The sequence below is a fragment of the Aeromonas sp. FDAARGOS 1414 genome (assembly GCF_019047065.1).
Classification (GTDB): Bacteria; Pseudomonadota; Gammaproteobacteria; order Enterobacterales; family Aeromonadaceae; genus Aeromonas; species Aeromonas veronii_A.
The window spans coordinates 3,226,106-3,240,989 of the sequence record NZ_CP077210.1 but is presented as its reverse complement, the minus strand read 5'-3'; the positions used below and the strand labels follow the sequence as shown (position 1 = coordinate 3,240,989).

The following is a 14,884-nucleotide window of genomic DNA, read 5'->3' as shown; positions in this document are numbered from 1 at the left end:
TCATCTTTTGAGTGGACTTTTCAAAAGGCCTCTGCTAATTTTCGCCCCATCCATGAAATTGGTAATACCAATTTAACAAAGTAGCCTCATGCCCTATCGCAAGATTACGCAACCCAAGTTGGCCGACTCCATTGTCGCCGAGCTGGAACAGATGATTCTGGAAGGCAGCCTGCAGCCGGGACAGAAATTGCCTCCCGAGCGGGAACTCGCCATCCAGTTTCAGGTATCGCGCCCCTCCCTGCGCGAAGCCATCCAGCGACTGGAAGCGCGCGGATTGCTTTATCGCCGTCAGGGCGGCGGCACTTATGTGCAGAATGCCCTGAGCAAGGGGATCGCCGATCCTCTGTTCGAACTGCTCAGTACCCACCCGGAAGCCCAGTATGACCTGCTGGAGTTTCGCCACGCGCTGGAAGGCATCTGTGCCTACTACGCGGCCTTGCGGGGAACCGGGTCTGATTTCGAGCGCATTCGTCAGGTGCAAACCACCATCGAAGAGGCGGGCCAGCTGGGCTCGCTGGTGGCCGAGTCGGCAGCCGTCACCCAGTTCTATCTGGCGGTGGCCGAGGCGTCCCACAACGTGGTGCTGCTGCACCTGCTGCGGGCCATGAGCCCGATGCTCGAACAGAACATTCTGCAGAATAACGAGATTTTGAATCGCCGCCCGGGAGTGGTAGCCAAGATACGTCGCCATCGCGCGAATCTGATCGAGGCTATTCTTTCGGGGGCTCCGGAGCGGGCCAGAACAGCTTGTCATGAGCATCTGGCCTTTATCGAGGACACCTTGTTGGATATGCAGAGGGAAGACAGCCGGATCCAGCGATCCATGCGTCGGATCCGTCAGCAGGAAAACTAATCCCACAAGGCTTTATTGTCGAATGCTTGCGCCCTTCGCCGTGCAATGCCGTGCAATCACAACAACATAGGAACCAGCCATGTCTGATATCCTGAAGAACGATGTGGACCCGATAGAAACGCTGGAGTGGCTTGCCTCTCTGGAATCCCTGCTGCGTGAAGAGGGTCCGCAACGCGCTCAGTTCATCCTTGAACAGTTGGCCGAGAAAGCCCGCGTAAGCGGTGTGGACGTGGCTGCCAAGGCAAATCGCGATTACATCAACACCATCCCGTCCAGCGACGAGCCGGACTACCCGGGTGACCTGGAGATGGAACGCCGCATTCGCGCCATCATCCGCTGGAACGCCATGATGATCGTGCTGCGCGCGTCCAAGAAAGACCTGGACCTGGGTGGTCACATGTCTTCCTTCGCTTCTTCTGCGACCATCTATGATGTCTGCTTCAACCACTTCTTCCGTGCTCGCAACGAGAAGGATGGTGGCGATCTGGTTTACTTCCAGGGTCATATCTCCCCGGGCATCTATGCTCGCGCCTTTGCTGAAGGTCGTCTGACCGAAGAGCAGCTGGACAACTTCCGTCAGGAAGTGGACGGCAAGGGTATCCCTTCCTATCCGCACCCGAAACTGATGCCGGACTTCTGGCAGTTCCCGACCGTATCCATGGGTCTGGGCCCCATCGCCGCCATCTATCAGGCTCGTTTCCTGAAGTACCTGACCGACCGTGGCATCAAGGATTGCTCCGAGCAGACCGTTTACGCCTTCCTGGGTGACGGCGAGATGGACGAGCCGGAAGCCAAAGGTGCCCTGACCGTTGCCGTGCGTGAAAAGCTCGACAACCTGGTATTTGTGGTTAACTGCAACCTGCAGCGTCTGGATGGTCCGGTTGTCGGTAACGGCAAGGTCATCAACGAGCTGGAAGGCCTGTTCGCTGGCGCCGGTTGGGACGTGACCAAGGTGATCTGGGGTCGCAAGTGGGATGAGCTGCTGAAGAAAGATACTTCCGGCAAGCTGATCCAGCTGATGAACGAGACCGTGGACGGTGACTACCAGACCATGAAGTCCCGCGACGGTGGCTACATCCGCGAACACTTCTTCAACCGTTATCCGGAAACTGCCGCGCTGGTCAAAGATATGACCGACGAGGAGATCTTCGCTCTGAACCGCGGTGGTCACGATCCTCGCAAACTGTTCGCTGCATTCAACAAGGCAACCCAGACCAAGGGCAAGCCGACCGTGATCCTGGCCAAGACCATCAAGGGTTACGGCATGGGTGAAGCGGCTGAAGGCAAGAACATCGCTCACCAGGTCAAGAAGATGGAGCTGGACTCCGTGCGTCACCTGCGTGACCGCTTCAACCTGCCAGTAGCCGACGAGCAGCTGGCCGATCTGCCGTACCTGAAGATCGAAGCCGGTTCTGCCGAGCACAAATACCTGCACGACCGTCGCACCGCCCTGAAAGGCTATGTGCCGACCCGTCTGCGCGAAAGCACCACCAAGCTGGAAATCCCGGCACTGGATGCCTTCGGCCCGCTGCTGGGTGAGCAGGCGCGCGAAATCTCCACCACCATGGCGTTCGTGCGTTCCCTGAACGTGATGCTGAAAGACAAGTCCATCGGCAAGCGCATCGTTCCGATCCTCGCTGACGAAGCCCGTACCTTCGGTATGGAAGGTCTGTTCCGCCAGATCGGTATCTACAGCCCGCACGGTCAGCAGTACACCCCGCAAGACCGCGACATCGTCTCCTACTACAAGGAAGACAAGCAGGGTCAGGTTCTTCAAGACGGTATCAACGAGCTGGGCGCCATGTCCTCCTGGCTGGCTGCTGCGACCTCTTACAGCACCAACGACTGCCCGATGATCCCGTTCTACATCTACTACTCCATGTTCGGCTTCCAGCGGATCGGCGACATGGCGTGGGCAGCCGGTGACCAGCAAGCCCGTGGCTTCCTGCTGGGTGCAACCTCCGGTCGTACTACCCTGAACGGCGAAGGTCTGCAGCACGAAGATGGTCACAGCCACATCCTGGCGAACACCATCCCGAACTGCATCTCTTACGACCCGTCCTATGCCTATGAAGTGGCGGTGATCGTACAGGACGGCCTGCGCCGCATGTACGGTGAGAACCCGGAGAACGTGTTCTACTACATCACCACCCTGAACGAGAACTACGCCATGCCGGCCATGCCGGAAGGCGCCGAGGAAGGCATCCGCAAGGGTATCTACAAGCTGGAATCCGTCGCCGGTGCCAAGGCGAAAGTTCAGCTGCTGGGTTGTGGTTCCATCCTGGGTCACGTGCGCAAGGCTGCCCAGATCCTGGCCAGCGAGTACGGCATCGGTTCCGATGTGTTCAGCGTCACCTCCTTCAACGAGCTGGCCCGTGACGGTCAGGACGCGGATCGCTGGAACATGCTGCACCCGACAGCCGAAGCTCGCGTTCCCTACATCGCTCAGGTACTGGGTTCCGAAGCGACCATCGCTGCGACCGACTACATGAAGTCCTTCGCCGATCAGGTTCGCGCCTTCGTTCCGACCGAGAACTACCGCGTGCTGGGTACCGACGGTTACGGCCGTTCCGACAGCCGTGCCAACCTGCGTCGTCACTTCGAAGTGAACGAGTTCTACGTGGTGGTTGCTGCTCTGACCGAACTGGCCAAGCGCGGCGAGGTAGACAAGCAGGTTGTGGCCGACGCCATCGCCAAGTACGGCATCGATGCCGACAAGGTCAACCCGCTGTACGCGTAAGTGGATCAAGGGTCGCGCCGTCATGCGGCGCGACCCTGCCAGGGTTTAAAACGGTTAACGCGAGATGTGCGTGGCGGCATCAGCCAGTCACGCGGATCGACGCAAGAGGATAAAGCACAATGTCCAAACAGATTATGGTGCCGGATATCGGCGCCGATGAGGTTGAAGTCACCGAGATTATGGTGGCCGTGGGTGACAAGGTCGAGCTGGACCAGTCCATCATCGCGGTAGAAGGCGACAAGGCCTCCATGGAAGTACCGGCCCCGTCTGCCGGTATCGTTAAAGAGATCCTGATCAAGGTAGGCGACAAGGTTGCCACCGGTTCCCAGATCATGATCTTCGAAGCCGAAGGCGCTGCCGCCCCTGCTGAAGTGGCTGCACCGGCTGCCGCTGCTCCGGCCGCCGCACCTGCCGCTGCCGTGCGCAAAGATGTGCACGTACCGGACATCGGTGACGACGAAGTGGACGTGACTGAAATCATGGTTGCCGTGGGCGACATGGTTGAAGCTGACCAGTCCATCATTGCCGTGGAAGGTGACAAGGCCTCCATGGAAGTGCCAGCGCCGTTTGCCGGTCGCGTGGTCGAGATCAAGGTTGCCGCTGGTGCCAAGGTCTCTACCGGTTCTCTGGTGATGGTATTTGAAGTGGCTGGCGCTGCGCCTGCTGCCGTTGCTGCTCCGGCTCAAGCTGCCGCGCCCGTGGCTGCTGCCCCGGTTGCCGCTGCTGCCAAAGAGGTCAACGTACCGGATATCGGTGGCGACGAAGTGGAAGTCACCGAGATCATGGTTGCCGTGGGTGACAAGGTTGAAGCTGACCAGTCCCTGATCGCCGTGGAAGGTGACAAGGCCTCCATGGAAGTGCCTGCGCCGTTCGCCGGTGTGGTCAAAGAGATCAAGGTGAAGGCGGGTGACAAGGTCTCCACCGGTTCCCTGATCATGGTATTCGAAGTGGCTGGCGCAGCTCCTGCTGCCGCGCCGGTTGCTCAAGCTGCCGCTCCGGTCGCCGCTGCCCCTGTTACTGCTGCTTCGGCTCCGGTTGCTCAGGCTGCTGCCGCTGCGACCGATTTCGTTGCCAACGACGCTTATGTACACGCCTCTCCGGCGGTACGCCGTCTGGCGCGCGAGTTCGGCGTCAACCTGGCCAAGGTGAAAGCCTCCGGTCGCAAGGGCCGCATCGTCAAAGAAGACGTGCAAGCCTACGTGAAGGATGCCATCAAGCGTGCCGAGTCCGCTCCTGCCTCTGCCGGCGTAGCCGGTGGCAACGGTCTGGGCGTACTGCCGTGGCCGAAAGTAGACTTCAGCAAGTTCGGTGATGTGGAAGAGGTCGAGCTGACCCGCATCCAGAAGATCTCCGGTCCGAACCTGCACCGCAACTGGGTCATGATCCCTCATGTCACCCAGTTCGACGAAGCCGATACCACCGAGCTGGAAGCGTTCCGCAAAGAGCAGAATGCGATGCTCGAGAAGCAGAAGGCAGACGTGAAGATCACCCCGCTGGTGTTCATCCTGAAAGCCGCCGCCAAGGCGCTGGAAGCCCACCCGCGCTTCTGCAGCTCCCTGTCCGAAGATGGCAGCAAGCTGATCATGAAGAAGTACATCCACATCGGTGTGGCGGTAGATACCCCCAACGGTCTGGTTGTGCCCGTGGTGCGCGATGTTAACAAGAAGGGCATCATGGAGCTGTCTCGCGATCTGGCCGAGATCTCCAAGAAGGCCCGTGCCGGCAAGCTGACCGCTGCCGACATGCAGGGCGGTTGCTTCACCATCTCCAGCCTGGGTGGCATCGGCGGTACCAGCTTTACCCCGATCGTCAACGCGCCGGAAGTGGCCATCCTCGGTGTTTCCAAGTCCGAGATGAAGCCGAAGTGGAACGGCAAAGAGTTCGCGCCGCGCCTGATGCTGCCGCTGGCTCTGAGCTACGACCACCGCGTGATCGATGGTGCCGATGGGGCTCGCTTCATCACCACCATGAACGGCGTGCTGTCCGACATTCGTCGACTGGTCCTGTAAGTGAGAGGGCGGGCCCAGAGCCTGCCCTTTTTACTTCTCATTTCATTAACATGATCGTAAACTTGCCCCGTTTTTTTCACGGCTGCAGCCACCCGTTTCGGTATAAGACTGCGCTGTCCGGGGATATAAGAACGACAAAGAGGTCATGATGAGTAAAGAAATCAAAACCCAGGTCGTAGTACTGGGTGCTGGCCCTGCCGGTTATTCCGCTGCTTTCCGTGCAGCCGATCTGGGTCTGGATACTATTATCGTCGAGCGTTACTCCACCCTGGGTGGCGTCTGCCTGAACGTGGGCTGCATCCCCTCCAAGGCGCTGCTGCACGTTGCCAAAGTGATTGAAGAAGCCAAGGCGCTGGCCGAGCACGGCATTGTCTTCGGTGCCCCGCAGACCGACATCGACAAGATCCGTCTGTGGAAAGAGAAGGTTATCAACCAGCTGACCGGCGGTCTGGCTGGCATGGCCAAGATGCGTAAAGTTCAGGTTGTTAACGGCTTGGGTAAATTTACCGGCCCGAACACGCTCGAAGTGACCGGGGAAGACGGCAAAACCACCGTGACCTTCGACAACGCCATCATCGCGGCCGGTTCCCGTCCGGTGAAGCTGCCGTTCATTCCCCACGATGACCCGCGCGTATGGGACTCTACCGATGCGCTGGAGCTGAAAACCGTTCCTGGCAAACTGCTGGTTATCGGTGGCGGCATCATCGGTCTGGAGATGGGTACCGTTTACTCCTCTCTGGGTTCCGAGATCGACGTGGTGGAATTTGCCGACCAGCTGGTTCCGGCTGCCGACAAAGACATCGTCAAGATCTATACCAAGCGTGTGGCCAAGAAATTCAACATCATGCTGGAGACCAAGGTCACCGCAGTTGAAGCGCGCGAAGACGGCCTGTACGTCTCCTATGAAGGCAAACACGCCCCGGCCGAGCCGGTTCGTTACGACAACGTGCTGGTTGCCGTAGGCCGTGTGCCGAACGGCAAGATGCTGGATGCCGAGAAAGCTGGCGTTGCCGTGACCGAACGCGGTTTCATCGAGGTGGACAAGCAGCTGCGTACCAACGTGGCGCACATCCACGCCATCGGTGACATCGTGGGCCAGCCGATGCTGGCACACAAAGGTGTGCACGAAGGTCACGTTGCCGCTGAAGTTATCGCCGGCAAGAAGCACTACTTCGACCCGAAAGTGATCCCGTCCATCGCCTACACCGAGCCAGAGATGGCATGGGTTGGTCTGACCGAGAAGGAAGCCAAGCAACAGGGCCTGAACTTCGAAGTCGCCACCTTCCCGTGGGCTGCTTCCGGTCGCGCCATTGCGTCCGACTGCTCCGACGGTATGACCAAGCTGATCTTCGACAAGGAGAGCGGCCGCGTCATCGGTGGTGCCATCGTGGGTACCAACGGTGGTGAACTGCTGGGTGAAATCGGTCTGGCCATCGAGATGGGGGCTGACGCCGAAGATATCGCGCTGACCATCCACGCTCACCCGACTCTGCACGAGTCCGTGGGTCTGGCTGCCGAAGTGTTCGAAGGCTCCATCACCGACCTGCCGAACGCCAAGGCCAAGAAGAAAAAGTAATCTTCTGCCATCTTCATGAAAAAGCCGCTCATTTGAGCGGCTTTTTGTTTTCGGGTTTGGCTAAGAGGTTAGCAGCGCCCCTTCTTGGCCTGACCGGGCGGGCAGAAGGTGCCATAACCGCCACCACTGCCGTCACTGACCCGGATCCGGGTATCGTCTACGCTCACGTCGGCGCCGTGTACCCGCACCGGCCCGTTGCTGCAGGCGCTGAGCACTCCTCCCAGCAACACCATCACTATCAGTTTGCCCATAACTCCTCCTCATATTTCCCTGATTATGAGGCATTTCGAGAGCCGCATAACGGCGGTTGAATGGCCGTGCGTCACCGTTTGCCGTGGCTATGACAGAGGGTGCCGCAGCGCCCTCTGGTGAGTCTTCATAAGTGGGATGCAGACTACAGCCGGAAGTTGCCAACCAGCTTGTCCAGCTGACCGGAGAGCTGCTGCAGGCTGCGGCTCGATTCGGTCAGCTGGTGGGCGATATCGGCGGTCTCCATGGTGAGCTGGTTGATATCTTCCACGTTGCGGTTGATCTCGCCGACCACGCTGGACTGCTCCTCGGTGGCGGTGGCGACCTGGATATTCATGTCGTTGATCTGGGTGATGTGCGCGGTGATCTGTCCGAGGGCTGCGTTGGCCTCATCGGCCTGGCTCACTACCTCCAGACTCTGGTTGCGCCCCTGCGCCATGGCGCTGACCGCGCGGGCACTCTGCTCCTGCAAGCGGTTGATCATCCCCTGGATCTCGGCGGTCGAGGCGGCGGAGCGGTTGGCGAGGTTACGCACTTCATCTGCTACCACGGCGAAACCGCGACCCTGTTCACCGGCGCGAGCGGCCTCGATGGCGGCGTTCAGTGCCAGCAGGTTGGTCTGCTCCGAGATGCTGCGGATGGTTTCGAGGATACTGCCGATGGAGTCGGTCTGGCTCGCCAGCGACTCGATAACCCCTGCCACCTGCTCAATCTCGCCGGAGAGGTCGACGATGCCGTGGCGCGCCTGCGCCACCACTACCGCACCCGCATCGGCCTGATCGTTGGCCTGTCTGGCTACTTCGGCTGCCAGCGAAGCGTTACCGGCGATCTCGCTCACCGTGGCCCCCATTTCGTGGATAGCGGTGGCCACCTGCACGGTGCGGTCACGCTGGGCAGTACAGTTGTGCTGGGTCAGCTGCGCCTTGTTGGCCACCTCGTTGGCGGTGGCCGCGAGCTGGCGGGAGTTCTCCGCTACCTGCTCGATGGAGCCGTGGATCTTGGCGACGAAGTTGTTGAAGCCGGTGGCGACCTGACTCAGCTCGTCACGTCCTTCCACCTTGAGGCGCTGGGTAAGATCCCCATCGCCGCTGCCCAGCTCCTTGAACAGGCGGGCCAGCTCGTTGAGCGGGCGGCTGACCGAGCCTGCCAACAGCATCCCCATCAGCCCCATGGCCAGCGCAATCACCAGCGAGATCATCAGGATCTCGTTGCGGGTCTGCTCCAGCTCGGCATAGATCTCGGCTTGCGGCACCTGGGCCACCAGATACCAGTCGAGCAGCGGGATATAGCTGCTGGCCAGTACCATGGGCTCGCCATTTACCTCGGCGTTGATAACGGCAAAGGGGCGTTTGGCCAGCAGGGTGCCGGTATCACCGCTGGCGATGCCGCCCAAGGTATCGCGTTCGATACGGTTGGCCTCGGGGTGCAGCTTCACCTTGCCGCTGCCATCGACCATAAAGACGATGCCGCTCTCTTCCAGCCGGAAGTTGGAGACCATGGTCACCATGGTGTCGAGGGATTTGGCAAAGCCGGCCAGCCCGCGCCCGTTGAGCTGCTGGAAGTTGACGAACAGCTTCACCTCGCCGTTGCTCTCGCGGAAGATGCTGAGGGTCATCTCCTTCTGGCTCTTGGTGTAGTCATAGAACCATGCGTCTTGTGTGGGTGTCAGGTTGCGCAGAAAGCCATCCTGGTTGTAGTAGGCTGCACTCTGGCGATCGGCGAAGGAGGCGGTCACCAGACCATACTGGTTGGCCACATCCTTGAGCTGGTTGATGAGGATCGGCTCCTGCTCTTTGGGCATGCCCCGATCCACCCAGTCGAGGATGAAGCGGTCGGTGGCCAGTTGGCGGGCGGCCTGGGCGATGCCGTGGAGATCCTGTTCAATCTCCTTGCTGATCCGCTGGGTCAGGTTGGGGAGCTCCTGCTCGAACATCCGGTTTTCGATCAGTTGCTGGGCCGAGCGTTGGCTGAAGTAGCCTACCAGCAGGCAGGAGACGACCACAGCCAGGGTGACCGTGGCCAGTATTTTCTGTTTAAGAGTGAGGGTTGCCAGCATAAAGGTGCTCAAAAGGTTGAGATTGACGACGCTCATATTAGCGGCAGCGCGGCGCTACCCATGAGGCTTGCAGCCCTTTATTTGCGGATTACGTTTGCGCTCACAGGGGCGGCGGCGTGCCCCTTCGCCATGCAGCACAGGCGGGATGCGGATTGACGGTTGCGCTAACTGCCGGGCCCCTTATAGTAGAGGCCATCCTTGGTGACTGACCCTCTGAATAATATGGAAAATATGATGCGCAGCTTAGGTGCGGGATGGACCCGTCTGCTTTTGGTGATGCTGGCGGCGATGCCGCTGCTGGCTGTGGCGGCACAGGGGGATCGCCCGAAAATTGCGGTGGTGCTCAGCGGCGGCGGCGCCAAGGGATCGGCCCATATCGGCATCCTCAAGGTGCTGGAGCAGAAACGGATTCCGGTCGACATCATAGTCGGCACCAGCATGGGCTCTTATGTGGCGGGGATGTATGCCATGGGGCTCAGTGCCGAGGAGGTGGAGCGCACTACCCTGGCCATCGACTGGAACAAGGGCTATCAGGACAAGGTGGGCCGCGACGAGCTGTCGTTGCGCAAAAAGCAGCAGAACGAGCAGTACCAATTGCGCACCGACATAGGGGTGAATGGCGACACCACCCAGTTGCCGGACGGTTTTTTCCAGGGCCAATCCATGGCCAGCCTGCTGCGGGGGGCCACCTCCAACCTGCCGGTGCAGGAGAGCTTCGATGATCTCCCCATTCCCTATCGCGCCATGGCGACCGACATGGAGACGGTCACCCCCTTTGTGCTGGATCACGGCAGCCTGGCCAAGGCGATGCAGGCCTCCATGTCCATTCCCGGTGCCCTCAAACCGGTGGAGTGGGAGGGGCACATCCTGGCGGACGGCGGTAGCGTCAACAACATGCCGGTGGATGTCGCCAAGGCAATGGGGGCCGACGTGGTGATCGCGGTGGATATCAGCGCCAAGCTGCGTACCCGTGAATCACTCAAGTCAGGGTTGGCGATGATCGACCAGCTCACCACCTACATGACCCAGGTGGGTACCGACAAGCAGAAGGCGCTGATGGGGCCGAAAGACATACTGATCGCTCCCGAGTTTGGCGATATGGGGATCGCCGACTTTGCCCGCATGCCGGAGGGGATCAAAATGGGTGAGGCGGCGGCGTACAAGGCGTCGCTGCAACTCGATAAGCTGTCGCTCACCAAGGCGCAGTACAACGCCTATCGCAACCAGAAGCTGAGCCGCCGTGCCGAGCGAAGTGGTCAACCCGCCTACTTCATCGACAAGGTGGAGATCATCAACAAGTCGCGCCTCTCCGACGAGACGGTGCACGCCATGCTGAAGGTTCGGCCGGACAAGATCCAGACCAACGAGAGTCTGGAGGCTGGCATTCGCCGCCTCTATGCGCTGGAGTCGTTTGACCGCATCACCTATGAAGTGGAGGAGCGCGATGGGGAGAACGTGCTGGTAGTGGATGCCAGCGAGAAGAACTGGGGGCCTGGTTACCTCAACTTCCAGTTCGGTTTCACCGATGACTTCGAGAATACCTCCAACTACAACGTCGGCATGTCCTACACCCTCACCAACGTCAACGAGTGGGGGGCCGAGTGGTTGACCGAGGCATCACTGGGCACGGCCAAACATATCAAGACCGACTTCTATACACCGCTGGAGCCCTCCCAGACCTTCTATGGCGAGGCGAGCCTGGCCTATGACCAGACCCAGAGAAGCCTCTTTAATCCGGATCCGGACGAACCGATATTTACCTATCTCGATACCGAGTACTCCTTCTTCAGCGCCGATCTGGCGGTCGGCTGGAATCGTCAGCCCTGGAGCCGCCTGTCTATGGGGCTGGAAGGGCAGACGGGCAGTATCGAGATCAAAAACTTCAAAGAGCTGCAAGGGGATGCCACGGCGTGGGGCCCCTATGTCCGCTTTGAACACGACAATCTGGATAGCCGCTATTTCCCCTATCAGGGGATGAAATGGGACATGAAACTGGGCCACTCACACGTCAGTGTGGATGGACTCGAGTCGGCAGATGGCCGCAGTGAAGGCTGGAATTATCAACTCTCCATGATCAAGCCCTGGTCATGGGACAGGCACAGCCTCAACCTGATCCTCGAAGGGGGTGGCTCGGGCAGTGAAGAGGTGGTGCCACTGCATATTCAGGATCTGGGCGGGCTGTTCCGCCTCTCAGGTTTCCAGCGCTACCAGCTGAGCGGTCGCTACAGCCTGTTTGGTGGCCTGCGTTACATCTATCGGGTGGCAGACAATGACTTCGGTGCCCTCAAGATGCCGCTCTATCTGGGGGGATCTCTGGAGCAGGGCGGGGTCTGGAACAAGGGGGAGGATATCAGTCTGGAGAGCTCGTTTACCGCCGGGTCGGTTTATGTCGGGGTGGAGAGCTTCCTCGGCCCTGTGTTCCTCGGCTACGGCATGGCGGAGGGGGGCAATGACGTCTTCTATCTGCAATTGGGCAGTACGTTCGAATAATGCCGAAATGATGCCAATTTGTTAACTCTGGTTGAGGGCGTTCAATTAATTTTCAAAAAACACCAGTCTGTTTAATTGGTTACGATTTTGTGGTGAATAAGCAAACAGGGTTTGGATTTTAATTAGTCGTTAAAACTTATATAGTGGGGAGCACCCTACGGGGTGTCCCGCAAGGACGATCGCCGCGAGCCTGGGCGAACCCCAAAAAAAGACCAAAGAGGAATTAGTCGTGCTTGAAACATATCGTAAACACGTCGCAGAACGTGCCGCCGAGGGCGTGGTTGCCAAACCTCTGGATGCAGAGCAGGTCGCCGCCCTGGTTGAGCTGCTCAAGAACCCGCCCGCTGGCGAAGAAGACTTTCTGAAAGAGCTGTTGTCCTCCCGTATTCCCCCCGGTGTTGATGAAGCGGCCTATGTCAAAGCCGGTTTCCTCACCGCCGTCGCCAAGGGCGAAGCCCACTCTCCCATCCTGACTGCCGCCGAAGCCGTTGAACTGCTGGGCACCATGCAGGGTGGTTACAACATTCAACCGCTGATCGACCTGCTGGATCACGCCACCCTGGCGCCGCTTGCCGCCAAGGGGCTCTCCCACACCCTGCTGATGTTTGACTCCTTCCACGACGTGGAAGAGAAGGCCAAGGCGGGCAATGTCCACGCCAAACAGGTGATGCAGTCCTGGGCTGATGCCGAGTGGTTCCTCTCCCGCCCGGAGCTGGCCGAGAAGATCACCGTCACCGTGTTCAAGGTGACTGGCGAAACCAACACCGACGACCTCTCTCCGGCACCGGACGCCTGGTCCCGCCCGGACATTCCGCTGCACGCGCTGGCGATGCTGAAAAACGCCCGTCCCGGCATTACCCCGGACAAGGATGGCGCCGTCGGCCCCATCAAGACCATCGATGCCCTGAAAGAGAAAGGCTTCCCGCTGGCCTATGTGGGTGACGTGGTCGGTACCGGTTCTTCCCGTAAATCCGCCACCAACTCGGTGCTCTGGTTTATGGGTGACGACATTCCGTTCGTGCCGAACAAGCGCGCTGGCGGTGTCTGTCTGGGTGGCAAGATTGCCCCGATCTTCTTCAACACCATGGAAGATGCCGGCGCACTCCCTATCGAAGTGGACGTCTCCAAGCTGGAAATGGGCGATGTGATCGACATCTACCCCTATGCCGGCAAGATCTGCAAACACGGCACCGAACAGGTGCTGGCGCAGTTTGAACTGAAAACCGACGTGCTGATCGACGAAGTGCGCGCCGGTGGCCGTATCCCGCTGATCATCGGCCGCGGCCTGACCGACAAGGCCCGCGAAGCGCTGGGGCTGCCGTTCTCTACCGTATTCCGTCGCCCGCAGCCGGTGGCCGATACCGGTAAAGGCTTCACCCTGGCCCAGAAGATGGTGGGCAAGGCGTGCGGCGTGAAGGGCATTCGCCCGGGCACTTACTGCGAGCCCAAGATGACTACGGTCGGCTCCCAGGACACCACGGGCCCGATGACCCGCGACGAGCTCAAAGATCTGGCCTGCCTCGGCTTCTCCGCCGATCTGACCATGCAGTCCTTCTGCCACACCGCGGCCTATCCGAAGCCCATCGACGTACAGACCCACCACACCCTCCCGGACTTCATCATGAACCGCGGCGGTGTGAGCTTGCGTCCGGGTGACGGCGTCATCCACTCCTGGCTGAACCGCATGCTGCTGCCGGATACCGTGGGTACCGGTGGTGACTCCCACACCCGTTTCCCCATCGGCATCTCCTTCCCGGCGGGCTCCGGTCTGGTGGCTTTCGCCGCCGCTACCGGCGTGATGCCGCTGGACATGCCGGAATCCGTGCTGGTGCGCTTCAAGGGCGAGCTGCAGCCGGGCATCACCCTGCGTGATCTGGTCCATGCCATCCCCTACGCCGCCATCCAGAAAGGGCTGCTGACCGTCGAGAAAGCGGGCAAGAAGAACATCTTCTCCGGTCGCATCCTCGAGATCGAAGGTCTGCCGACCCTGAAAGTGGAACAGGCATTCGAACTGGCGGACGCCAGCGCCGAGCGCTCCGCTGCCGGTTGCACCATCAAGCTGGATAAAGAGCCGATTATCGAGTATCTGAAGTCCAACATCGTGATGCTGAAATGGATGCTCTCCGAAGGCTACGGTGACGTGCGCACCATCACCCGTCGCATCAAGGGGATGGAAGAGTGGCTGGCCAACCCGACCCTGATGGAAGCGGACAAGGATGCCGAGTACGCCGAAATCATCGAGATCGATCTGGCCACCATCAAGGAGCCGATCCTGTGTGCGCCGAACGATCCGGACGATGCCCGTCTGCTGAGCGACGTGGCTGGCGACAAGATCGACGAGGTGTTCATCGGTTCCTGTATGACCAACATCGGTCACTTCCGTGCCGCCGGCAAACTGCTCGAGAAGTATCAGGGCGAGCTGCCGACCCGTATGTGGATCGCACCGCCCACCAAGATGGACAAGGATCAGCTGACCGAAGAGGGCTACTACGGCATCTTTGGTCGCGTCGGTGCCCGCATCGAGATCCCGGGCTGCTCCCTCTGCATGGGCAACCAGGCGCGGGTAGCGGAAGGGGCCTCCGTGGTTTCTACCTCCACCCGTAACTTCCCGAACCGTCTGGGTAAAGGTGCCAACGTCTATCTGGCCTCAGCAGAGCTGGCCGCCGTTGCCGCCATCCTCGGCAAGATCCCGACCGTGGCGGAGTACCTGCAGTACGCCAAGGCGCTCGATGCCACTGCGGCAGATACTTACCGCTACCTCAACTTCAACGAGATCGCCTCCTACACCAAGAAGGCCGATGCGGTGATCCTGCAACAAGCTGTCTGAGTGAATGGCAGAGAGAGCCCTTTCAGGGGCTCTGTGTAGGCCAATAAAAATGCCGCGTAGCTACGCGGCATTTTTCATTTATGG

8 protein-coding genes are annotated in these 14,884 nt (G+C 59.8%); 6 read left to right on the top strand and 2 right to left on the bottom strand.

Translation table 11 applies throughout. From position 1 onward, the window contains the following. Positions 1–88 precede the first annotated feature (88 nt). The 4 genes from pdhR to lpdA all read left to right on the top strand — a co-directional run bounded on the left by pdhR (position 89) and on the right by lpdA (position 7,178). Complete coding sequence (pdhR, locus tag I6L44_RS14520; RefSeq protein WP_005336127.1) at positions 89–853, top strand: pyruvate dehydrogenase complex transcriptional repressor PdhR; 765 nt, start codon at positions 89–91, stop codon at positions 851–853. A 79-nt stretch (positions 854–932) separates the two neighbouring features. Further along, positions 933–3,593: a pyruvate dehydrogenase (acetyl-transferring), homodimeric type gene (gene aceE / locus I6L44_RS14515; protein WP_005355086.1), complete on the top strand. Its 2,661-nt coding sequence runs from the start codon at positions 933–935 to the stop codon at positions 3,591–3,593. Positions 3,594–3,712: 119 nt separating this feature from the next. Next, on the top strand, positions 3,713–5,602 hold the full coding sequence (aceF, locus tag I6L44_RS14510) for a pyruvate dehydrogenase complex dihydrolipoyllysine-residue acetyltransferase (RefSeq protein WP_216952196.1): 1,890 nt from the start codon (positions 3,713–3,715) through the stop codon (positions 5,600–5,602). Positions 5,603–5,750: 148 nt separating this feature from the next. Next, entirely contained in the window at positions 5,751–7,178 is a 1,428-nt protein-coding gene (lpdA, locus tag I6L44_RS14505) for a dihydrolipoyl dehydrogenase (protein WP_005341659.1), read from the top strand. Positions 7,179–7,246: 68 nt separating this feature from the next. Here lpdA and I6L44_RS14500 read toward each other — a convergent pair whose 3' ends face one another. Continuing rightward, positions 7,247–7,429 carry a hypothetical protein gene (locus I6L44_RS14500; RefSeq protein ID WP_216952195.1) on the bottom strand — a complete coding sequence of 61 codons (183 nt, stop codon included), beginning with the start codon at positions 7,427–7,429 and terminating at the stop codon, positions 7,247–7,249. A gap of 143 nt (positions 7,430–7,572) precedes the next feature. Beyond that, positions 7,573–9,483 carry a methyl-accepting chemotaxis protein gene (locus I6L44_RS14495; protein ID WP_216952194.1) on the bottom strand — a complete coding sequence of 637 codons (1,911 nt, stop codon included), beginning with the start codon at positions 9,481–9,483 and terminating at the stop codon, positions 7,573–7,575. Positions 9,484–9,717: 234 nt separating this feature from the next. Between I6L44_RS14495 and I6L44_RS14490 the strand changes: the two genes are divergently transcribed. Together I6L44_RS14490 and acnB are read left to right on the top strand one after the other, a co-directional pair. After that, the gene (locus I6L44_RS14490; RefSeq protein WP_216954458.1) at positions 9,718–11,973 is read left to right on the top strand and encodes a patatin-like phospholipase family protein; all 2,256 of its coding nucleotides are present in this window, start codon (positions 9,718–9,720) and stop codon (positions 11,971–11,973) included. 229 nt (positions 11,974–12,202) lie between these two features. Further along, complete coding sequence (gene acnB / locus I6L44_RS14485) at positions 12,203–14,800, top strand: bifunctional aconitate hydratase 2/2-methylisocitrate dehydratase (RefSeq protein ID WP_005355080.1); 2,598 nt, start codon at positions 12,203–12,205, stop codon at positions 14,798–14,800. Positions 14,801–14,884 lie beyond the last annotated feature (84 nt).